The following is a 22,394-nucleotide window of genomic DNA, read 5'->3' as shown; positions in this document are numbered from 1 at the left end:
ACGTAATTGTCTTTTGGCACGAGGCCAAAGACCTACTATCAAGGAGCTTCATAATGTCTCGAGTCACGGATGTGCTGGTTTCAATCGATACTGAAACCATCCTGAAAAACTACCCGAACATTAGTAAAAACCCCAACTCGCCAACGCTGATCGACTTCAAGCACGTATACATGGTGACGAACCAGGACAACGTGGTGAGCGGCCAGGCTGGTGGCGAACTCGACTTGAAGGCCCAGGTCGGCGATCTGATCCGCTGGCGTGAAACCAGCCTGTCGCAGAGTTTCGAAACGGCGGTGATCTTCTACAAGTTCATCGGCAACGCGGGCAACGAATTGATCTCCCCACCCTCGCCGCGCAAGGCTACCGCTTGCGTCGCGGTACCCAACACCAGCAACCCGTCAGTCCCCAGTTGCCAAAAGGTCGATAACCACTACTGGTCTTCGGAAACCCTGGCTTGTGGCCGAGTGACCTATCACTTCAACTTCCTGATCGTCGACCGCAACTGCAGCATCGTCGCCTGCTGCTCGTGGGACCCGTTCATTTCCATTCACAACTGATGTAGCCGGCCCCTTGGCGACAAGGGGCCAACCAAACTCGCGGCCGCTGCGACCAAACAGGATGTTTCGCTCTACCAAAGCGGCCGCGACTACCGCCAACATCATGAAAGGAAGCCGTGATGTCTACCGAACCCAGCGCTATTTCCAGCGAAACAGGCACTGCGCATGTTTCCCTTATCGTTGACGCCGAGACACTGCTCTCGCGTTATCCACAGGCCAGCCAGGATCCGAATACGCCAACGCCCATTGATGAGCATTTCATTTTCCTTCTTGGAGGCGCCCTTCTGTCCAATACAAAAATCGACAGCAGGGGGCTGCCCATAAGTCTCGGTCGCATCACCCATCTACGCAGTCGCACCATCGCCCTTCGAGCCGAGCACAGCGTGGTGCTCTATGAATTTGCGGTCGAGACTGGAGAAGTTCTGCCAGCGCCGGAGTTGGTGGTAAACGCCGATCAGACCGTACCGGCCATCGACGTCGAAAACCTCACCCAACCCATCCCCCAACAGACTGATGATCACTTCTGGCGTTGCCGACCGCTCAGTCAAGGCAAGGAGAGCAGTGAGTTGAGGTTTATGTTGGTGAACAGCCAGTGTGAAGTGGCGGGTTATTTCAGTTGGGCAGTTGACGTCATCGTCGAGTGAGTGGACGCCTGCCCCTCGTTAAACCAGGTTACCCCCTTGCAAAAAAAAGCGCCCAGGTCGCCAGGACCTGGACGCTTTTAGCGACGCAGGTTTACTCAACGCTTTTGCAGTGCCTCCAACCGCGCCGGCAGGTCTTCCTTGGGAAAACGCTTGTGCAGCGCCAGCAGCTTCTCATCAGCAGCCTTACTCTCACCCGCCTCGCGCAAGCGCAGGATTTCCAGCAAGCCTTGCTCCAGCGATGGCTGCGCAGCCGGCGCGGATTTGCTCATCTTCGCCGCTGGTTTTTCCACCAATGATTGCATCGGGCTTGCCGGGGCCCGGGCCAGTTCGCCTTGGGGCGCCATGCGGGTGATCGGTGCAGGAGCGGGCATGGCCGGCGGCGGTGCAGCGGCAACGGCGGGCGCTTGCCGATCGGCGGAAAGCTCCATCGAGGCGGGTGAGGACAGCTCGTCATGAGGCACGGGCGAACGCAGCACCAGGCCAATCATCAGCGCCACGCCGGCGACTGTGGCGAATGCCATTTGCCAGCGCGGCCGTTGGCAGGCTTGCAGCCAGCGTTGCCATAGGCTTGGCGTCGGTGTCGGGGCTTCGCGGCGGGCGGTGGCCAGAATGAAGGCGTCCAGGGAGGCCGGAGGCTCGCCGCTGGCGTGTTGACGGAAATGCTCGATCAGCCTTTCGTCGTCGGGATCCGGGATATGTTGGGAATCAATCATGCGGGTACCTCCTCGGCCAGCAGTCGATGCAATTTCTGCTGGGCGTAACGCAAGCGGCTTTTGACCGTTTCCAGCGGGGCGCCGGTCAAGGCGGCGATCTGTGGCAGCTCCAGGTCGCCGTGCAGGCGCAGCAGGAAGACTTCCCGCTGATCTTCGGGCAAGGCCTGCAACGCCGCATCGAGACGGGCCTGGTCGCGACTCAGGCTCAGCTGTTGCTCAGGACTATTGGTGTCGTCGGGCTGGACGTGAAGCTGCTCGTTGTAACTGTCGTGCAACGGGTTGTGGACCCCGTGTTTGCGCCAGTGATCGATCAAGCGGTTGCGGGCAATCTGGAATAGCCAGGTACGAAAACTCGCCCGGCCTTGTGGCTGGGTGGTGCTGCGGATCAGGCTGAGCCAGGTCTCCTGGAAGACTTCCTCGGCCAGTTCGGCCTTGTTGCTCAAGGACACGAGGAAACGGTAAAGCCCTAACCTATGACGGGCGTAGAGGACTTCAAAAGAAGCCTTGTCGCCGTTGCGGTAGCGGGTCAGCAGCGATTCGTCGCTGGGAGGATCAAGCGCAGCGGGCATGTGGGTGGCGAACTCCTTTCGATGTGGAACAATCTTGCAAATTGCAGAGGATTCTGTGGGAGCGAGCCTGCTCGCGATGGCGTCAGGTCAGTCAACAATGATGGTGACTGGCCCACCGCAATCGCGAGCAGGCTTGCTCCCACATTTGATCCGTTGTGCTCGAGATCAGCGCTTGACCGCAGGCTCGAGACTCTGGGCCAGTTCCACCAACTGCACAAACTCGGCACGCAGCCCAAACGGATCATCGCCGCGGGCCGAGCGCGCTAATTGCGCGGTGTCCTTCAAGGTCATCGTCCCAGTGTAGCGTCCATCGCCCTTGAGCTGCTGGGCAAACGCAGCCACAGCGGCCGAGAAGCGCAAGTCATCGCTGGTCTTGGCATCGTTTGGCGCGCTGTCGATAGGATGCTCGATCAACCGGCCACTGCCACCCTCGGCGGGCTTGTAGCGTACGCGCAACATCGCCAGCTCTGCTGACTTGCCGTCCAGCTTGGCCGTGTTGGCATAACGCAACGGCTCCAACCAGCCCTGCTCGCCTTTCGGGACAATTTCATACAACGCCGTCACCGTATGTCCGGCGCCGATCTCACCCGCATCGACCTTGTCGTTGTTGAAGTCCTCACGCTTGAGTGCGCGGTTCTCATACCCCAACAGGCGATACTCACTGACCTGGGCGGGGTTGAACTCCACCTGCAACTTCACATCCCGCGCCACCACCGCCAGGGTTGAGCTGAGCTGGTCCACCAACACCTTGCGCGCTTCGAGCAGGTTATCGATGTAGGCGTAGTTGCCGTCACCGGCGTCAGCCAGTTGCTCCATCAGGTGTTCATTGTAGTTATCCACACCGAAGCCCAGCGTCGTCAGGGAGACGCCGCTTTTACGCTGGTCCACCGCCATTTGCTTGAGGCTGTCGAAATCACTGATACCGACGTTGAAATCACCATCGGTGGCCAGCAGGATGCGATTGATGCCCTTGTCGATAAAGCTCTCCCGAGCCATTTGATAAGCCAGTTCGATACCCGATGCCCCTGCGGTGGAACCACCGGCGTCGAGTTGATCGATGGCGTTGCGGATTGTCACCTTGTCGCGCCCCGAGGTGGGCTTGAGCACCACCCGGGACTCACCGGCATAGACCACCAGGGACACCCGGTCCTGGTCGCGTAATTGATCCACCAGCAATTTCAACGTGCTCTTGACCAACGGCAGGCCTTCGCGTCGGTCCATGGAACCGGAAACGTCCACCAGGAAGACCAGGTTGGCCGGCGCCAGATCCGCCACGGCGCGGTCGCTGGCCTTGATGCCGATGCGTAGCAAGCGGGTGTGGGGGTTCCACGGCGACGGGGCCACTTCGGTGGTCACGCCAAAGGGCGAACCGTCGGTGGGCAGGGCGTAGTTGTAAGGGAAGTAGTTGACCATTTCCTCCAGTCGCACGGCCCCTTCGGGCGGAAGACTGCCTTGATTGAGCAAACGGCGCACATTGGCGTAACTGCCGGTATCGACATCCACGCTGAAGGTCGAGACCGGCGTTTCGGCCACGCTGTGGATCGGGTTGTCCGGCAGTTTTTCGTACTGTTCACGCGATTCGGCGCGGTAACCGGCGGCGACGGCATCGTTCGCCACGCTGGGAGCGGGCATCGCAGCCGGCTTCATGAGCATGCGCTTGGCCGTCGGCTGGCGCGCTTCGGCGAGCTCGCCTTGCGGTACCACGCTGGGCGCCACAGGCACCGGCTCGGACGGCCTGGCAGCCTCTCGGGAAGACAACCCACAACCGGCCAACGCCACCAGCAAAGTCACGGCGAAGCCCTGGGCAGCAGGACGCATAAAGGGGAGTGGACGGGACATGGACTGAACCTCGTGAATGAATGATTCGTACACAAGCTCAGACGCAAGGCACTTACGGTTCGGGTTAACCGGTCGAAAATATTTTCCGGCGGCTGACAAGCCTCGCCATTTTCCTCTCCAGCCCCTTGATACCTTTGTGGTTTTCCCTCAAGTTACCGCCCCCCAAGTCGAGACATTAAAGTGCCATCAATCCTATAAGGACATTCCGTGTTCAAAACACTCCTCAAGGCCTCCGCCCTCATCGCCACCCTGTCGATGACCGGCTGCGTGTCTTATACCGTCACCGGCCCAGTGGGCGCTCCGCAGCACCCGGCTCCCGTCAGCAGCCCACGTATCGCACAAATCGCCGATGTCGCCGTGACTGCCCCCGATGTCAACGATGCCACGCGCACGGCCATCAGCCGCTCGCTCACGACCCAGCTCAACCAGTACGTGCAAACTGGCGGCTACTTCAAGCAAGTCACCGAATACCCGACGCGCCTGGGCGAGAACGACGTGCTGCTCAAATTCAACATGACTTCCCTCAAAGGCCATCGCGCCCCGCACCCGGGCTACTTCCCCGGCGCGTTGCTGACGCTGACGGTCTGGATCTGGGTTAACGGTCCTATCTACGTCGACAGTTTCGACGTTGCCGGCAACCTGGTGATCGTCGACCGCGACGGCAAGGAACTGGCTGCGGCCAAGGAAGAGGTCAAGCTCGAGCGCAACGTTGGCCTGTATGGCCGCGAATACTGGGCGCCAACCATGGGCGCCCAGCAAATGAACCAGTTGGTCGCACAACTGCTGGACACCGCTACCGCGCGCCTGGCCAAACAATAAGGAGCAACACATGATGGGTTTCATCAAACACAGCCTGGTGCTGGCCGCCGTCCTACTGACCGGTTGCGTGTCCTACTCGCAACACGAATTGCCTGACGTGAAGACCTGGCCACCAGCCGCCGCCACGCCAGCCGCCAAACCCAGCGCTTTCCTGCGCACCACAGCGCAGAACCAGGTCAACAGTGGCCCGGCCGTGGCTGCTTCGGGTGCCCAGGCCAGCGCTTGGGAAACCTCCGTGGCCGAGACGTTCCGCGATTCCGGGCGCTTCGCGCGGGTCAGCACCGACAAGGTCGAGTCGGACATCTACGCCGAAGCCACCTTGAGCAACAACGAACAGTTCAGCATGGCCTCGGCCATCATCACCGGCGCGACCTTCTTCGTGATTCCCTCCACGGCCGAAAACACCTTCACCCTCGAAACGGTGTTCAAGGACAAGGACGGCAAGGAACTGGGGCGCGTGCAGAAGAGTGAGTCGGTGCGGACCTGGATGCATCTGGTGCTGATTTTTGGCATTCCGTTCCAGCAGGACACTCGCGACGTGGTGCAGGCGCTGACACGTAGCACGTTGGAAGAGGCAGTGCAGCGGCGGTTGCTGTAACTACGACGAGGGCAGAGGTCGCTAACATGACGTTCCTGGCGAACCACTAAGGAGTACTTAGTGGTTACGTTTTGAACAAGCGACTCTTGAGCAGGATCTTTACGACTCGCAAGCCAAAGATACCGGCTCAACCTTCCCATGCCGCCCCGGGAAATACGCCGCCGCAGCCACACCCACCGCGCCCATCACAACGCAATACCCTACGCACACCCATGGGCTCCACGGCACCAGGGCGATCAGCATCAATGGGGTCATGCTCGCCCACAACGCATAGGCGATGTTGTAGGTGAGCGAGATGCCGGACACGCGGATCTTCGGCGGGAACAGGCTGACCATCACCGAAGGCACCGCGCCGACCACGCCGCAACCCAGGCCGGCCACGGCGTAGGCCAGGCCCAGCCAGGTGCTGCCACTGATCAGGCTGGCGTAGAGCACGGCGATGCCCATGGGCAGCAGCAGGCTGTAGAGCATGACAGTGCGCCAGGCGCCGATGCGGTCGACGATGAGGCCGGCCAGGACGCAGCCGATGTTCAGGAACACGATGCCCAGGCTGCTCAGGGCGAAGGTGTGGCTGGGGGTCATGCCGAAGCTTTTCTGCATCACGGTGGGGGTGATGACCACGAACACCACCACGGCCGAGGTCAGCACGCAGGTCAGGATCGCGGCCGGCAGCAAGGCCTGGCGGTGATCGCGCAGGACTGTGCGCAACGGCAGTTCCGCAGCGCCTTCGCGATTGGCTTGCAGGGCCATGAAGATCGGCGTTTCGCTCAGCCAGCGACGCAACCAGACGCCGATCACGCCGAAGACCCCGCCGAGCAGGAACGGCAGGCGCCAGGCGTAATCGAGGATCTCCGCCGGCGTATAGATCCGCGCCAGCGCTGTGGCGGTCAGGGCGCCCAGCAAGTAGCCGAAGGTCAGGCCGGCCTGGAGGAAGCCCAAGGCATAGCCGCGATGATGCAGCGGTGCATGTTCGGCCACGAACACCCAGGCGCTTGGCACCTCGCCGCCCACCGCCGCGCCCTGCAGGATACGCAGCGCCAGCAATAGCAACGGGGCGAAATAACCGATTTGCGCGTAGGTCGGCATCACTCCGATAAGCAGGCACGGCAAGGCCATCATCAGGATGCTCAGGCTGAATACCCGCTTGCGGCCCAGGCGATCGGCGAAATGCGCCATGAGAATGCCGCCCAAGGGCCGGGCCAGGTAGCCGGTGGCGAAAATCCCGAAGCTTTGCAGCAAGCGCAGCCAATCGGGCATTTCCGGCGGGAAGAACAATTGGCTAAGGGTCAGGGCGAAGAAGACGAAGATGATGAAATCGTAGATCTCCAGCGCGCCACCCAGGGCGGCCAGGCCCAGGGTCTTGTAATCGGATCGGCTGAATCGGTCACCGGGTAAAACAGTGGTGGCAGTCATAGGCAGGTTTGAACAATAAGTTTGAGAGAGGCGACGGCTCAGTCGTCGCGATCATTGTCCACTGGTTGCACCGGTGGCTGGCCTGGCTCGGCGTCTTCGGCCTCGTCGGCAGGCAGGAAATCCTTGCGGCTCTGGGCAATGGCCCGGCGTATTTCATCGCCCTTGGTAGGGCAGTTCAGGAGGCGGGCGATGCCGTCGGGTTTCTGCGTCATCGCCATCCTCCGGCATGAGTGAACAGGGGCTCGATAGTGCTCGCTTTTGGCCCATGATGCCAATTTTATGGTGGGGGGCCGCTTCGCAGCCCAGCGGGAACAAGCCCCCTCTGAACCCTATCCCCTGGTTTAAACAGGGGGGGTTGTGTTGTCCTGGGTCAGCGGTGGTAACGGCGCACGACACTGCTGTTGCGCAGTACGTGGCCTTTGATTTTTTCCATCAGTTGGGCACGGGTGAGATCGGCAGGCAGGGCTTCCGGTGGCAGGTCCAGGGCGAAAAGCTGGATCAGGTAGTGGTGAGCGCTGTCGCCGATAGGCGGGCAAGGGCCTATGTAGCCGTGAGTGTTCTTGCTGTTGATGCCGCTCATGCCTTCCAACGAGGATTTGGTGCCGGCGCCCGCCGGAATCTGCCGTGTGCTGGCCTTGATGCCGTAGTGGATCCAGTGGTCAACCCCTTGGCCCCTTTGACCGTCCGGGTCCAACATGACGATGGCGTAGCTGAGGGTGCCGGGAGGACCGGCGTTCCAGCTCAGGGCCGGGGAAATGTTCTTGCCACCACAGGTGTTGGCATCACTGGCTGCAGCTGCCGTGAAGAGGCGGTCGTCCGACACGCCGGGGATGCTGAGGGTAAAACGCTCCTCAGCCTGGGCAGCCCCTTGTGCGCACAGCACCAGGGCGACGGCCGCCAGCCAGGGGGTGAGAGAGTTCAATCGGGTCATACCGGGGCACCTTGTGCGTGTCAGGCCATGGACGGCTTGCGAACTATAGCCGCAGCTTCGCCAAGGTTGCAGTGACAATTATGCTGAAACTCGTCCCGGCCTTGCGACTCCAAAGGGAAACGCCTGCCGGAGAACGACCATGTCTCTGCATCAAGTCGCCCATTTCGCCGATGTTCGCGAAGACCGCGGCCTCGAAGTCAAAATCAATGACACGTCCATCCTGCTGCTGCGCTCAGGCGATCAGGTGCGTGCCTTCCAGGGCAAATGCCCGCATGCCGGCGCACCACTGGCCAAGGGTGCAGTGTGCCATGGAAGGCTGATTTGCCCGTGGCACAAAGCGGCGTTCCGAACCGAAGATGGCGCCCTGTGTGAACCGCCGGCCCTCGACAGCCTGGCGCGCTATCACGTCGAGATCCGGGACGGTGACGTCTGGGTCGACGATCAACCGCTGCCGACCGACAAGGTTCCGCCAGCCGATGACTCCCGCACGTTCGTCATCATCGGCGCCGGTGCGGCCGGTACGGCTTGCGCGGCGGCGTTGCGCGAGAAGGGTTTTGGCGGGCGAATCCAGTTGATCGACCGTGAAGCCGAGGCCGGCTATGACCGTACGGTGTTGAGCAAGTATGTGTTGGCGGGCGACATGACAGTCGATGAGACTTCGTCGCTGCGCGATGAAACATATTTCACCCAGCAACGCATCGAAAGGCTCCATGGCGAGGTCACCCATCTGGACCCCGATGCCCGGCAAATCCAGCTCGCCGATGGCCGGCACCTGGGCTACGACGCCGCACTCATTGCCACAGGCGGGGTGCCGAAGACGCCGGCGCTGTCCGGCATCGATTTGCCGCAAGTCTTCGTGCTGCGTTCGATCGCCCACGCCCGGCAGATTCTCGACACTGTCCGGCCAGGACAACGGGCGGTGATCATTGGCGACAGTTTCATCGCCATGGAAGTGGCCTCATCCCTGCGCAAGCGCGAGCTGAACGTCACCGTCGTTGCCCGGCATCCGGTGCCGTTCGCCGCGCAATTGGGCGAGAGCGTCGGCCAAGCCATCCTGGCCCGGCATCGGGCCAACGGCGTGGTGTACAGGTGCGACAGCGAAGCGGCGCGGATCGAGGGGGCGGGCAAGGTCGAAGCCGTGGTGCTGGACAACGGCCAGCGCCTTGCCGCGGACCTGGTGATCATCGGCGTCGGCGTACGCCCGGCCACCGAGCCGTTTGCCCAATTGCCAAGGGAACAGGACCAGTCACTGTCCGTTGACGCGGGCATGCGCGTGGCTGATGGCTTATGGGCCGCTGGTGATATCGCGACCTTCCCCCTGAACGGCCAGCCCCAGCGCATCGAGCACTGGCGCCTGGCCCAGCAACAGGCCCGCATCGCCGCCGCGAACATGCTCGGCGGTGACGAACGCTATCTGGACGTGCCATTTTTCTGGACCTATCACTTCGGCAAACGCTACGACTATCTCGGCCACGCCGAGCAGTGGGATGAAGTGGAATTCAAGGGCACGCCCGAGCATCCGCCGTTTATTGCCCTGCTGGGCAAGGACGGCCTCGTTGCCGCCGCAGTGGCCTGCGATGAAGGCCGGGCCATGGCGGCGTTGGCACAGCGAATGAAACAACCGTTGCCAGTGGATGAGGCATGGCGGCTGATCAGGGATTTTTCCACGTAGATCTGGACGTCACCCCAAATCTCCTGTGGGAGCGAGCCTGCTCGCGATGGCGTGCGCTCAGCTTGCATCAATGCACGGACTGATCGGCCGGCAGGTGAATCACACGGGGCCGCTCCAGTGGCGCCAGGGGCGGTGGTTGCAAGTCGGGGCTGAGCAGGTGGAAATGCGCCACGACGTGGCTGATGTCGCCGTCCTGGTTGTTGTGAATAATCTTCGAGCCGGGCTGGCGCAAGGTGTCCAGGCGCTCGCCGCTCAACTTGAAACTGGCGCTCAAGCCCTGGTCATCCACCACCGGAGCCGGCAGCCGACGCTGGGCAAAGCTGCGGCTTTTGCGCTGTTGATAACGCGCCCAGGTAATCAACAGCACCGCGTTGACCAACGCGATCCAACCATAGATCTGCAAGGTTCCCAGGGTGTCGAACAACGCGCCTCCCAGACGCGGGCCGGCCTGGCTGTCGAACAATGGCCATAGTCCAGTGACCAGCAAGTACAACAACCCCACCCACGCCAGCACGGTAAAAAACGCATCGATGACCACCAGAAAAGGCCGTTGCCGGGTCCTGATAATTTTCATCGGATCACTTCCTCTTCCTGATCATCGAACGGTTTGATACCGCGATCCGGACTGATCCAGCGCGCACGCTTCTGATGCTGCCCGAACAGCACTTTTGGAAAGCTCACCAGGGTGGTGAAAAGGCTGATCAGCCAGAACACCAACGGGTACCAGACCACCCAGAACATGATGTGCCACAGGCCTTTTTCGTAGCGCCGATCGATGAGGATGCTCACCGCGAACTGCAGCAGGCACACCACCGCCAGCAACAGCCCGGTGAAGGCCGGCGGCATCAGGTGATCCACGGCGATGGCCGCTGGCATCTCGACGAATTTGCCGGCGCCCCAGAAAATCACCGACAGCAGGAACGTGAACGCCCAACCGGTGGACAGGCAGTACTCGAACAACAGCGGCCACAGGTAGCGGTGACGGTATTGCCAGATGCCACGGATGTTCTTGAACAACACCTCGGCGCCACCCTGGGCCCAGCGCAGACGTTGGCGCCACAGACCACGCAGGGTTTCGGGCATGAGGATCCAGCACAGCGCGCGGGGTTCGTAGAAGATGCTCCAGTGATCCAGTTGCAGCTTCCAGCTGATATCGATGTCTTCGGTGATCATGTCCGGGCTCCAGTAGCCAACCCGATGCAGGGCCGTGCGACGGAACGCGACGATCACGCCGGATACGGTGAAGATCCGCCCGAAAACCCGCTGGGTGCGCTTGATCAGGCCAATGATCGAGGAGAACTCGCCCACCTGGACCCGGCCCACCAGGGTCGAACGGGTGCGGATGCGCGGGTTGCCGGTCACTGCGCCGAGGCGGGCGTTGTCCAGCATCGGCGCCACCAGGTAAGCACAGGTATTCGGCGCCAACAGCGCGTCACCATCGATGCACACCAGGTATTCACTGCGCGCCGCGATGGCACCCATGCGCAGGGCCACGGCCTTGCCCTGGTTTTCCGCCAGGTGCAGCACGCGCAGGCGCGGGTCTTCAGCCGCCAATTGGTCGAGCATCTGGGCGGTGTTGTCTTTGGAGCCATCGTTGATGGCGATGACTTCGATGTTCGGATAATGCTGACCCAGCGCCGCGTGAATGGTATCGGCGACGTTATCGCCTTCGTTGAAGCACGGGATCAGGATGCTGATCAACGGCTCGCCCGCCAGGGGCGGTGGCAGAGTGTCGTCCTTCCACGGCCAGTGGCGCTCCCAGTGCAGCCAGAAATACAGGCCGCCGGCGATCCACAGCCCAGACATGAACAGCGGGTAAAAGAACACGAAGTCCATCAGGAATTGCCCGGTGACCAGGAAAATCAGGCCCAGGGGCACCCCAAGGACGATCGCCAGCACCAGCAGGGCGAGCAGTCTGTCGAGCATGTCAAGGATTCCACTTGTTGGAGAGCGCCGGCCGTACGGCTTTCACGGCAGGCTGGTCTTCGATGAAGTTGTCCGGGTAGTAGCCGAAACTGGTCACGCCTTGGCGCTTGAGGCGCCCCATCCAGTCGGCCAGTTGTTCGCCGTCGATGTCGCTGACCGGTTTGCTGTGCCAGTCGCGCGCCTGCAGTTCGAACACCGTGCGCTTGAGCGCGCCGGGGCGAGCCTTGACGGTATCCACCAGGCGCTCGAGCCAAGGGCCGGATTGAGCGCGGGTCTGCTTTTCCATCAGCGGCATGGCCATCGGAGCCGTCCAGTCATAGGCGCCGAGGAAGTCGTCGAGGTTCTGGGCGAACCAGGCTTCGCTTTCCGGGTTGAGCATCGGTTCGGCAAAGATGTTGCGCGCCGTCAGCACCTGTGGGCCGCGAATTGCCCGCACCTTGGCGGTGAGCTCGTGGGTGAAGTCGATCAGGTAGCGGCTCTTGAAGCGGGTCCAGCGTTGCATCGCCACAGGATCGTCGCGCAGAGCGGCAATGGACGTCGACAGACCGTTGGCGGCATAGACTTTCAGGGCCGCGGGGCTGGCATCCTCGAAGTCGGAGAACACCGCGTCATCATGGTACAAGACGCCATCCAACGAGCTCATCCGCGCCAGGTCCTCATAGATCTCGCCGATAACCTTGCGCACCTTCGGGTCGAATGGCGACAGGCGCACGTACTGGTCCGGGGCGACGCCGGTCTTGCCGGTTTGCGGATCCCAGCGCTGGACCCGGGGCAGCTTCGCGTCCAGGGCGAAACTGAGCACCGGCATCCAGGCATAGACCTTGGCATTGGCCCGGGTACGCAACTGCCACGCAACCCGGTCGAACAGGTCAGCGCGTACCGGCAAGTGACGGTTGGGGAAGTACAACGAGTGTACGAGACCATCGCCTTTCGGGTCGGCGAAGGCTTGCAGGAACACTGTATTGGCGCCCAGGTCGGAAATGCGCTGGACCAACTTGCCGACATTGGCTTCCTGCTGCACCGGGTCCGGGTCGTAGACGTAATCCAGGTCGACATGCACCACGCGCATCGGGTCAATCGTCTGCACCGACACGATGCTTTCGGCGAAATGGGCACCATCCGGATCGGACGCCACCAAAAAGCGTGGGCCGCTCATCAGGTTATCCAGGCTGTCGAGCCCATCCTCCAGGGTCAGGGCCATCTGATAGCCCTCGCTGCCAATCACCTGCAACGCCGTGCCGTCGGCTTCCCCGTAAGGCCAGACCCAGACGCGCGGACTGTAGCCGGTGACCTTGCGAATCTTCTCGGAAATGGCCGTCACGTCCTTGCGCAGACGCGCCTGGAAATCGGCCTCGGTCTCATAGCGACCGGTAACCGGATCGTAGCGCCGGGTGGTCGCGGCGGGTTGCTGGTTGCCTTGCGGATTGGCGAGGATGCCTTTGTGGTTGGCGTCGGTGTGGGCGGCGATTTCCACCAGGCCCGATTTCGACACCTCGCGAATCTGCTCCCAGGTCAGGAACTCGGAACGCTTGCGCGGCACCCCGGCGAAATCCACCGTCTGGTTCAGCGGCGTATCCACCCAACTGCCGACCGGGGCGAGGATCGCCGGCCAGTTATAGGCGCGCAGGATAGGCATGACACGGGTGTAGAAGCTTGAGTAGCCGTCATCGAAACTCAGCAGCACCGCACGGGGCGGCAGTTCCGGGCCGCCATTGCGGGCCGTGATGATCTGGTCCACCGTGACCGGCTGGTAGTTGTTCTCCCGCAGCCACGCCAGTTGTTCGATCAAGCGTTCGGTACGCACGGCCACCAGCGCCTGGTCGGGGTCTCGGTCGTTGACATCGTGATAGGCGATGCCTAGCACATGGTTCTTCGGCCACGGGGCATCATTGGCCGCCACCGGACGCTGCGCGGGAGGCGTGAACGCCGGGGCTTGCTGGGCACAAGCACTGATCAGCAAGACCCCCAGCAGAAGGATGAATCGCGAAATGACAGGCATCTTCAAACTCTTCTAGAAGCGATAGGTGAGGTCGACAAGCAGGCGCACATCGCTTTCGCGATCGCCGTCGTAGGGGCGGTTGAGCCAGCTCAGCGCGGCACCTGCCTCTAGCACGTCGTTCCAGATGAAACGCTGGCCGTAGCTGAGCAATCCCATGGCCGCGGTGTTGTAGTCGCGCTGGCTGTAGGTACCGGCACCGACCTGGAACTGCTGGCTCCACGTGGTCTCGTAGCGGCGATACAACACGTGGTTGGCGCTCACGGTCGGCATGACGCTGAAATCCGCTTTCGGATTGAAATAAGGCACTTCGTTGGAACCACTGTTGCGGCTGGCGCCCACTTCCAGACCCAACTCCACTTGCAGGCGCGGAGCGCTGTAGATGCCCTCGCGGCCGGTCAGCAGGGTTTCGAGGCGGTTATTGCCATCGCTGAAATGGGACGGGCTGACAGCCAGTCGCCACTCGCGGCTTTCATTGGCGCGCCAACGGACGAAACCACTGCCGCCATTGGCGCGGACGCCGCTGTTGAGCGCCCGCAGCGGGGTATTGGCCGAGAGATAGTCCAGGCTGCCGCCGTACTGCCAGTGGTCGTCGATATCCCGCGCCACGGCCACGCGCGCGCCCTGCTTGTCGCCGGAACCATAGGAATGGTTGGAGACTTCCGCCTCCAGCGTCATGTCGCGGGTGCGACGCTCCACACCCAGACGCTGCCAACGATGGTGGCCGGTGCCTTCCTCGAAATCACCAGTGGCATAGCCAGCACCGCCGAACAGCCGCCAATCCTCATCGATGGGCGGGCTGTAGAGCAGGGTTTCGATACCAAAATCCCGGCTGCCAGTGACTGCACCGGCGTCACCGTTGCCACCGCCATAGCTCTTGCCGGTGTAGGCTTCGATGCGCAGCTCGGCCATGTCGTGTACCTCGCGCTGGCGTTGCAGGCGTTTGACATGGGCGTTTTCCGGGTAGCGGGCGACCACGTCGTCGGTCAGTGCATCCATCTGCCGCCATTCCTGCAGATCCATGGCGGCGCGGGCCTGGGCGATTTCCAGGTCACGGTTGCGCGGAATCGTCGCCTCGACTTCCTTGAGCAGGTTTTCCGAACGGCGTGGCCAGTCACGGGCCTGGTACAGATCGGCCTGGGCCAGACGCATGCCGGTGTTGCCGGGGCCTTGGTTGACCAGGGTTTCCAGGCGCGTCTCGGCAGAAGGCAGGTCGGCGCCGTACGTGCCGGCCTGGGCGGCGAGTTGCTGGGCGTCCATCCATTCATCGTTGGGATTGCCGATCGGCAGGCCCTTGAGTTCGATGCGCGGGCGCTGGGCCTTCGCCATGTCTTCGGCGAGTGCACGGGCCTCTTCGGATTTTTCACTTTCCAGCAACGCGTAGTAGAGCGCGGTGCTGTCTTCAAAACGCTCCGCAGGATCGGCATCCGGCGCGCTCAGGACCCGGCGGTACAGATCGACGGCGATCTCCGGTTCACGCTGCTCCAGATAGGAAGAGGCCACCCAGCGCAGGGCATAGGTAGGAATGCTTACGCCCTCGGCGATCAACTTCTGGTACTCGGCAATCACTTCAGCCCGGCGGGCGCGGGCATTGAGGGCGCCCATGCGGTCGATGCGCCAACGGAGTACGTCGTCATGGGCCTCTGCCACCGGGGTCCAGGTGGCGAGCAACTTGTCGTAGTCGGCCAGGGCGCGGTCGGCAATGACGAAGCGCTCCTGTTCGCTGCGGCTGGCCATGTCCGCCAGGCGCACCCGCTCGGCCGCCACGTCACCCTCCAGGCGCCGCTGCACGCCACGCTCGATCAACCCCGGCTGCAAGCGCGCCAGGCGCAGCGCCGGCTCAGGCAGCCGCGCGCGTTGCAGGGCATAAATATATTCGCGCGCAACCTCCGGGCTGCTGCCGGCGCGGCTGAAGGCCTGGTCGTATTCGAACAGCGCTTCGTGGGGGTCGTTGGCGCGGGTCAGGGCATAACCGAGTGCCAGTCGACGCATTGGATCTGCCGGTTTGGCGGCGACCATGGCCTTGGCGCGAGTGACGGCTTCGTCGGGCTGGCCTGCGTCGGCCTGGGTCAAGGCCAGGCCGAGTTGCAGGTCGGGGTTCTGGGGATCGATCACCAAAGCCTGGCGGTACAGCTCGGCCGCCGAATCCCAATGCTTGAGGTTACGGTAGGCGCGAGCCGTAGCGGTCAACGCCTGGACGGGCAGCGCTCGATTGCGGCCCTGGGCCTCATAGACCGCCACCACCTCAGCGTCGAGGCCGGCCCAACTGGCAATCTGCAGGTGATCACTGATCTGCGCGGTGCTGGCCTGGGCAGCCGGCACCTGGCGCAACGCGGTCAGCGCGGGCGTGTAATGGCCGGCACGGGCGTCGAGCACCATCTGGTCATAGGCCGTATCGGCAAACGCCAGCATCGGCCAGCACAATTGACTGCACAGTGCGACGCGAAACAACGGGCGCAAACCACGTTGCACAAAAGGACCCACAGTACGCGGCATTCGTCAGCATCCTTACATGGCCAGCCGGGTCGCAGTGCCCCCTTGCCCATCAAACAGGAAGCCGGATCAAAGGAATCCAGCCAAGCTCTAATGGGCCTAGTCTTGCACTCTCGGGCAGGTGATTTTTCAGAACGCCACAATTCTTCAGAATCGATGCAGATTTCGGCGCGGGGGATCGTTGAACATAAAAAAAACCCGGCCCGTGCGCAATGCACGGGCCGGGTTTGGGTGTTGCTCGAGGGAGTTACTGAACGGCGACGCCGCCGCCCAGCTTGCTCATGACGAAGGCGGTGAATTGTTCAACGGTCATCTTCTGGCCGTTGAAATCGACCTGATTGTTGGCGTAGTGCAGCTTGGTAACCACATCGTTGCCTTCAAGTTTCGCCAGCTCTGTACCAACGGCCATGGCGCTGAACATATCGCTGGTGGCAGTGGCCTGATCAGCGATCAGCTTGGCATCGGTCTGGCCTTCCATCTGCGCTTGTACCGTCATCAGGTCCACCAGCATCGGCTTGGAGACCTTGAGGTTGAAATCCAGCAGGGCGAGCAATTGACGTCCCAGTTCATCCGGTGGCAGGTCCATGGACTGTGGCTTGGCCAGATCAACGATCAGGTTGGCGCGGCTTTCACCGTTGGCGGTGCTGAACGACAGGTTTTCCAACGCCACTTGCGGGGCACCGGCCAGGAGCTTCTCCAGATCAGCCTTGACCTGCGCCTCTTCAGCTTCGGTCAGGCTCAGCTCTGGCGCCGGCTCACCGGCAGCAGCGGCCTCGGCAGCGGCTTTTTCGTAGGGTTGCAGCTTGGTCTGGTAAATCTGCATCAGCGACATGGTAGCCGGGATGTCCAGGTTCTTCAGGCTGACCGCCATTTGCGCCGAACCGATGGTCTTGTCGTTGAACGACAGCTCACCGAGCTTGTAATCGGCACGCCCCGAAGCGCTGGTGCCGCTCTCGGTGCTGCTGTTCTTCATCTCGAAGTTCTTCAGGCCCAGCACCGACTTCGGCTCACCGAAGGTGGCCTTGGTGCTGCTCAACAACAGGGTGTTGTCACCCATGTAGTAACCGTAGGAGCTTTTGCTCAGGTTGCTGGCCAATGTCAGGCCGTTCAGCTCGACCTGCACCGGAGTCTGGTCTTCGGCAACGGTGGTCAACTTGAAGCTGTCCATGTAGCCGTCGGCCTTGACCTTCTGTGCCTGGGCGCTGGCGGCCAGATCGATTTTCAGGCCAGAGAAGGTGAGCTGGGATTGCTCGTCCAGCTTGGTGTCCAACGGCAGCAGCTCGTAGGTGCCATTGATGGATTGGTCGTAACCCAGGTTGACCACACCTTGGAGCGGCGATTGATCCTTGGTGGCGGCGAACCACTTGTCAGTCAATGGATTGCGCTCGAGGGCGGTATGACTGGTGGCCATGACCGGCAGCCACTTGAGCGTTATCAAGCGCGAGAACGGCAGTGGGCCGTGTTCGATCCGGTCAACGAAGAGCAGCTCGATCGGCTCACCACCGAATATCTCGCCTTCACCCTTGAGGCGGTAGTGGGCGGTGCTGCTGAACGTTCCACGGTCCATGGAAACCAGCTCCAGGGTGGCGGTGCTGTTGGACCCGGCCAAGGCTGTCTGCATTTGTTTGTTGCTATCGGCAATAGCGTTCGTCAACACGCCTTCGAGTTTGGTTCCGGTGTACCAAGCGCCGCCCGCGCTGATAGCACCAACAGCCACAACGATTCCCAGAAGTACGCTTGCTGATTTATTCATGAGTGACCCGATCGATATCCATGGTTGAAGAAAGCCGTCGTCTTCCCTGACCCGCAAAGGGTGTGGCTCGACGCCGTAAAGAGGAAGGGGAGATTACCATCAGGCACACCTGCGGGCCCAATGTTTAAAGGGGTAAAAACGTTTTCTTGAGAGGTGGTCTACGAATATTGGACTTCGATCTCATCGAGCTGATGGTCGAAAGTCTTGAGCCGGGCCGTCCAGGTGTACACCAGCACTTCGAAATCGCGATTGATCACCGCGGCCCCCGATGAGTCTGCGCGTGTATCGCAGAAATCCAGTTGGTAGCGTTCACGGGCCATGGCGTTAGCCACGTCACACAGCTCTCGGGCGTTGTTGAGCCAATGCCAACCATCCTGGGTGACTTGTTTGTCGAGGGCAGCGCATTGGGTTTTCAGGGCTTCCAGGCTTTTTTCCAGCGGGGTACCGGTGAGCTCTCCCATGACTTCCTGGAATGTGCGGCCAGGCTGCCAATAGCTACCCCAGAAATAACGGTCGAACACCGTTTCGACACGTCGCAGCGCGACCTTGGTGTCCCAAATCAGCACCAGGGTTTTGCCTTGCTCAAGGTGTTTCTTCTTGATGCGTTGCCCCTGAAGCGATGCCCAGGCCACGATTGCAATGGATATCACGCCGATCAAGGCCGCCGCGCTATCGAGGAACAACAGCGCTTTGTCGATTTGGTGGGTGAGCATGACGCCATAGAAGTAAGTGGCCGAAAGCAGCAGCAAAGCCGCAAGGGCACACCAAAAGCCGGGAGCATAAGGGTTTTTCATTATTGGAATCCCCATGACCAGTGACGTCGCGGGCCCCTTTGGTCGCCAGTGCCCGACTATCACAGCATAGCAACGGCGCTGGGGGTTTGCCGGGGCGTCGCCATTAATCGGAGGCTCGATCCGATTACCGGCCCTAAACGACAAAACCCCTGTCTGCTGAGGCAGACAGGGGTTTTGGGGAATTCAATCTTGACGATGACCTACTCTCACATGGGGAAACCCCACACTACCATCGGCGATGCATCGTTTCACTGCTGAGTTCGGGATGGGATCAGGTGGTTCCAATGCTCTATGGTCGTCAAGAAATTCTGTGACCAACCCGTTCAACAGCAACGTGTCGGTAAAAACGATGACTTCTACTAAAAACAAAACCCCTACCTGCATCAGCAGATAGGGGTTTCGGAATTTAATCTTGACGATGACCTACTCTCACATGGGGAAACCCCACACTACCATCGGCGATGCATCGTTTCACTGCTGAGTTCGGGATGGGATCAGGTGGTTCCAATGCTCTATGGTCGTCAAGAAATTCGGTAGCCGGTGCGTGCCTTGCGGTCACGTGCCAGCGAATGGGTATGCGATAGATTTGTGTGTTGCGTTCGTGAGCGATGTCGAACTTTCGGTTCGTTTCGTCTTCACACACCGCAATCTGGTCTCTTCGCTCTTCAGCTTGGAGTTACAAATTGCTTGGGTGTTATATGGTCAAGCCTCACGGGCAATTAGTACAGGTTAGCTCAACGCCTCACAGCGCTTACACACCCTGCCTATCAACGTCGTAGTCTTCGACGGCCCTTCAGGGGACTCAAGGTCCCAGTGAGATCTCATCTTGAGGCAAGTTTCCCGCTTAGATGCTTTCAGCGGTTATCTTTTCCGAACATAGCTACCCGGCAATGCCACTGGCGTGACAACCGGAACACCAGAGGTTCGTCCACTCCGGTCCTCTCGTACTAGGAGCAGCCCCTCTCAAATCTCAAACGTCCACGGCAGATAGGGACCGAACTGTCTCACGACGTTCTAAACCCAGCTCGCGTACCACTTTAAATGGCGAACAGCCATACCCTTGGGACCGGCTTCAGCCCCAGGATGTGATGAGCCGACATCGAGGTGCCAAACACCGCCGTCGATATGAACTCTTGGGCGGTATCAGCCTGTTATCCCCGGAGTACCTTTTATCCGTTGAGCGATGGCCCTTCCATACAGAACCACCGGATCACTAAGACCTACTTTCGTACCTGCTCGACGTGTCTGTCTCGCAGTCAAGCGCGCTTTTGCCTTTATACTCTACGACCGATTTCCGACCGGTCTGAGCGCACCTTCGTACTCCTCCGTTACTCTTTAGGAGGAGACCGCCCCAGTCAAACTACCCACCATACACTGTCCTCGATCCGGATAACGGACCTGAGTTAGAACCTCAAAGTTGCCAGGGTGGTATTTCAAGGATGGCTCCACGCGAACTGGCGTCCACGCTTCAAAGCCTCCCACCTATCCTACACAAGCAAATTCAAAGTCCAGTGCAAAGCTATAGTAAAGGTTCACGGGGTCTTTCCGTCTAGCCGCGGATACACTGCATCTTCACAGCGATTTCAATTTCACTGAGTCTCGGGTGGAGACAGCGCCGCCATCGTTACGCCATTCGTGCAGGTCGGAACTTACCCGACAAGGAATTTCGCTACCTTAGGACCGTTATAGTTACGGCCGCCGTTTACCGGGGCTTCGATCAAGAGCTTCGCGTTAGCTAACCCCATCAATTAACCTTCCGGCACCGGGCAGGCGTCACACCCTATACGTCCACTTTCGTGTTTGCAGAGTGCTGTGTTTTTAATAAACAGTCGCAGCGGCCTGGTATCTTCGACCGGCGTGGGCTTACGCAGCAAGTGCTTCACCCTCACCGGCGCACCTTCTCCCGAAGTTACGGTGCCATTTTGCCTAGTTCCTTCACCCGAGTTCTCTCAAGCGCCTTGGTATTCTCTACCCAACCACCTGTGTCGGTTTGGGGTACGGTTCCTGGTTACCTGAAGCTTAGAAGCTTTTCTTGGAAGCATGGCATCAACCACTTCGTCACCCAAAGGGTAACTCGTCATCAGCTCTCGGCCTTAAGATCCCGGATTTACCTAAGATCTCAGCCTACCACCTTAAACTTGGACAACCAACGCCAAGCTGGCCTAGCCTTCTCCGTCCCTCCATCGCAATAACCAGAAGTACAGGAATATTAACCTGTTTTCCATCGACTACGCTTTTCAGCCTCGCCTTAGGGACCGACTAACCCTGCGTCGATTAACGTTGCGCAGGAAACCTTGGTCTTTCGGCGTGGGTGTTTTTCACACCCATTGTCGTTACTCATGTCAGCATTCGCACTTCTGATACCTCCAGCAAGCTTCTCAACTCACCTTCACAGGCTTACAGAACGCTCCTCTACCGCATCACTTACGTGATACCCGTAGCTTCGGTGTATGGTTTGAGCCCCGTTACATCTTCCGCGCAGGCCGACTCGACTAGTGAGCTATTACGCTTTCTTTAAAGGGTGGCTGCTTCTAAGCCAACCTCCTAGCTGTCTAAGCCTTCCCACATCGTTTCCCACTTAACCATAACTTTGGGACCTTAGCTGACGGTCTGGGTTGTTTCCCTTTTCACGACGGACGTTAGCACCCGCCGTGTGTCTCCCATGCTCGGCACTTGTAGGTATTCGGAGTTTGCATCGGTTTGGTAAGTCGGGATGACCCCCTAGCCGAAACAGTGCTCTACCCCCTACAGTGATACATGAGGCGCTACCTAAATAGCTTTCGAGGAGAACCAGCTATCTCCGAGCTTGATTAGCCTTTCACTCCGATCCACAGGTCATCCGCTAACTTTTCAACGGTAGTCGGTTCGGTCCTCCAGTCAGTGTTACCTAACCTTCAACCTGCCCATGGATAGATCGCCCGGTTTCGGGTCTATTCCCAGCGACTAGACGCCCTATTAAGACTCGCTTTCGCTACGCCTCCCCTATTCGGTTAAGCTCGCCACTGAAAATAAGTCGCTGACCCATTATACAAAAGGTACGCAGTCACCCAACAAAGTGGGCTCCCACTGCTTGTACGCATACGGTTTCAGGATCTATTTCACTCCCCTCTCCGGGGTTCTTTTCGCCTTTCCCTCACGGTACTAGTTCACTATCGGTCAGTCAGTAGTATTTAGCCTTGGAGGATGGTCCCCCCATATTCAGACAAAGTTTCTCGTGCTCCGTCCTACTCGATTTCACTTCTAAGATCCTTTCGCGTACAGGGCTATCACCCACTATGGCCGCACTTTCCAGAGCGTTCCGCTAAAATCAAAGAAGCTTAAGGGCTAGTCCCCGTTCGCTCGCCACTACTAAGGGAATCTCGGTTGATTTCTTTTCCTCAGGGTACTTAGATGTTTCAGTTCCCCTGGTTCGCCTCTTGCACCTATGTATTCAGTACAAGATAACCATCTTATGATGGCTGGGTTCCCCCATTCAGACATCTCCGGATCAAAGTCTGTTTGCCGACTCCCCGAAGCTTTTCGCAGGCTACCACGTCTTTCATCGCCTCTGACTGCCAAGGCATCCACCGTATGCGCTTCTTCACTTGACCATATAACCCCAAGCAATCTGGTTATACTGTGAAGACGACATTCGCCGAAAATTCGATCTTGCTCATGAGAGCAACTCACAAATTTTA

General features: G+C 60.1%; 17 protein-coding genes, 3 rRNA genes and 1 pseudogene. 6 read left to right on the top strand and 15 right to left on the bottom strand.

The window, feature by feature from the left end:
- The first annotated feature begins 53 nt into the window (after positions 1-53).
- On the top strand, positions 54-557 hold the full coding sequence (locus PSH86_RS01050) for an inclusion body family protein (RefSeq protein ID WP_018606623.1): 504 nt from the start codon (positions 54-56) through the stop codon (positions 555-557).
- 119 nt (positions 558-676) lie between these two features.
- A complete protein-coding gene (locus PSH86_RS01045; protein ID WP_109756568.1) occupies positions 677-1,201 on the top strand; it encodes an AidA/PixA family protein in 525 nt (174 codons plus the stop codon).
- A 95-nt stretch (positions 1,202-1,296) separates the two neighbouring features.
- Here PSH86_RS01045 and PSH86_RS01040 read toward each other — a convergent pair whose 3' ends face one another.
- From PSH86_RS01040 to PSH86_RS01030, 3 genes are all read right to left on the bottom strand, one after another.
- Positions 1,297-1,914 carry a hypothetical protein gene (locus tag PSH86_RS01040; protein WP_305487217.1) on the bottom strand — a complete coding sequence of 206 codons (618 nt, stop codon included), beginning with the start codon at positions 1,912-1,914 and terminating at the stop codon, positions 1,297-1,299.
- Complete coding sequence (locus PSH86_RS01035; protein ID WP_305487215.1) at positions 1,911-2,483, bottom strand: RNA polymerase sigma factor; 573 nt, start codon at positions 2,481-2,483, stop codon at positions 1,911-1,913. The genes PSH86_RS01040 and PSH86_RS01035 overlap by 4 nt, the downstream gene beginning before the upstream one ends.
- A 165-nt stretch (positions 2,484-2,648) precedes the next feature.
- Positions 2,649-4,322 (bottom strand): VWA domain-containing protein, encoded by a 1,674-nt coding sequence (locus tag PSH86_RS01030; RefSeq protein WP_305487213.1) that lies wholly within the window; start codon positions 4,320-4,322, stop codon positions 2,649-2,651.
- Positions 4,323-4,529: 207 nt separating this feature from the next.
- Between PSH86_RS01030 and PSH86_RS01025 the strand changes: the two genes are divergently transcribed.
- Both PSH86_RS01025 and PSH86_RS01020 read left to right on the top strand, forming a co-directional pair.
- A complete protein-coding gene (locus tag PSH86_RS01025) occupies positions 4,530-5,141 on the top strand; it encodes a hypothetical protein (RefSeq protein ID WP_109756573.1) in 612 nt (203 codons plus the stop codon).
- A gap of 10 nt (positions 5,142-5,151) precedes the next feature.
- Positions 5,152-5,739, top strand: coding sequence for a hypothetical protein (locus tag PSH86_RS01020; RefSeq protein ID WP_109756574.1), 588 nt, complete (start codon positions 5,152-5,154; stop codon positions 5,737-5,739).
- Between the two features lie 99 nt (positions 5,740-5,838).
- Here PSH86_RS01020 and PSH86_RS01015 read toward each other — a convergent pair whose 3' ends face one another.
- From PSH86_RS01015 to PSH86_RS01005, 3 genes are all read right to left on the bottom strand, one after another.
- Positions 5,839-7,152 (bottom strand): MFS transporter, encoded by a 1,314-nt coding sequence (locus PSH86_RS01015; protein WP_116833888.1) that lies wholly within the window; start codon positions 7,150-7,152, stop codon positions 5,839-5,841.
- Positions 7,153-7,190: 38 nt separating this feature from the next.
- A complete protein-coding gene (locus PSH86_RS01010; protein WP_162893884.1) occupies positions 7,191-7,364 on the bottom strand; it encodes a hypothetical protein in 174 nt (57 codons plus the stop codon).
- Between the two features lie 158 nt (positions 7,365-7,522).
- A complete protein-coding gene (locus PSH86_RS01005; protein WP_116833887.1) occupies positions 7,523-8,083 on the bottom strand; it encodes a YbhB/YbcL family Raf kinase inhibitor-like protein in 561 nt (186 codons plus the stop codon).
- Between the two features lie 139 nt (positions 8,084-8,222).
- Between PSH86_RS01005 and PSH86_RS01000 the strand changes: the two genes are divergently transcribed.
- Positions 8,223-9,755, top strand: coding sequence for an apoptosis inducing factor family protein (locus PSH86_RS01000; RefSeq protein WP_305487210.1), 1,533 nt, complete (start codon positions 8,223-8,225; stop codon positions 9,753-9,755).
- Positions 9,756-9,822: 67 nt separating this feature from the next.
- Here PSH86_RS01000 and pgaD read toward each other — a convergent pair whose 3' ends face one another.
- The 7 genes from pgaD to rrf (PSH86_RS00965) all read right to left on the bottom strand — a co-directional run bounded on the left by pgaD (position 9,823) and on the right by rrf (PSH86_RS00965) (position 19,020).
- Positions 9,823-10,329 (bottom strand): poly-beta-1,6-N-acetyl-D-glucosamine biosynthesis protein PgaD, encoded by a 507-nt coding sequence (pgaD, locus tag PSH86_RS00995; protein WP_109756578.1) that lies wholly within the window; start codon positions 10,327-10,329, stop codon positions 9,823-9,825.
- Positions 10,326-11,681: a poly-beta-1,6-N-acetyl-D-glucosamine synthase gene (gene pgaC, locus PSH86_RS00990; RefSeq protein WP_046065579.1), complete on the bottom strand. Its 1,356-nt coding sequence runs from the start codon at positions 11,679-11,681 to the stop codon at positions 10,326-10,328. The genes pgaD and pgaC overlap by 4 nt, the downstream gene beginning before the upstream one ends.
- Position 11,682: 1 nt before the next feature.
- The gene (gene pgaB, locus PSH86_RS00985; protein ID WP_116833883.1) at positions 11,683-13,680 is read right to left on the bottom strand and encodes a poly-beta-1,6-N-acetyl-D-glucosamine N-deacetylase PgaB; all 1,998 of its coding nucleotides are present in this window, start codon (positions 13,678-13,680) and stop codon (positions 11,683-11,685) included.
- 12 nt (positions 13,681-13,692) lie between these two features.
- Positions 13,693-16,173, bottom strand: a complete 2,481-nt coding sequence (gene pgaA / locus PSH86_RS00980; RefSeq protein WP_305487207.1) for a poly-beta-1,6 N-acetyl-D-glucosamine export porin PgaA — start codon at positions 16,171-16,173, stop codon at positions 13,693-13,695.
- Positions 16,174-16,417: 244 nt separating this feature from the next.
- On the bottom strand, positions 16,418-17,923 hold the full coding sequence (locus PSH86_RS00975) for a YdgA family protein (protein ID WP_109756581.1): 1,506 nt from the start codon (positions 17,921-17,923) through the stop codon (positions 16,418-16,420).
- Positions 17,924-18,081: 158 nt separating this feature from the next.
- Entirely contained in the window at positions 18,082-18,717 is a 636-nt protein-coding gene (locus PSH86_RS00970; protein ID WP_025569814.1) for a hypothetical protein, read from the bottom strand.
- Between the two features lie 187 nt (positions 18,718-18,904).
- A 5S ribosomal RNA gene (rrf, locus tag PSH86_RS00965) occupies positions 18,905-19,020 on the bottom strand.
- Here rrf (PSH86_RS00965) and PSH86_RS30490 point away from each other — a divergent pair.
- Positions 19,010-19,111: pseudogene (locus PSH86_RS30490) on the top strand (hypothetical protein); the annotation flags it as partial. The gene rrf (PSH86_RS00965) and the pseudogene PSH86_RS30490 overlap by 11 nt on opposite strands.
- Before the next feature lie 16 nt (positions 19,112-19,127).
- On the opposite strand, the gene rrf (PSH86_RS00960) reads toward PSH86_RS30490, so the two are convergent.
- Together rrf (PSH86_RS00960) and PSH86_RS00955 are read right to left on the bottom strand one after the other, a co-directional pair.
- A 5S ribosomal RNA gene (rrf, locus tag PSH86_RS00960) occupies positions 19,128-19,243 on the bottom strand.
- 172 nt (positions 19,244-19,415) lie between these two features.
- Positions 19,416-22,307: ribosomal RNA gene (locus PSH86_RS00955) — 23S ribosomal RNA — on the bottom strand.
- Positions 22,308-22,394 lie beyond the last annotated feature (87 nt).

It is taken from the genome of Pseudomonas sp. FP2300 (assembly GCF_030687595.1).
Lineage (GTDB): Bacteria > Pseudomonadota > Gammaproteobacteria > Pseudomonadales > Pseudomonadaceae > Aquipseudomonas > Aquipseudomonas bijieensis.
The sequence above is the reverse complement of the archived record's forward strand: the minus strand, read 5'-3'. Positions and strand labels throughout refer to the sequence as shown.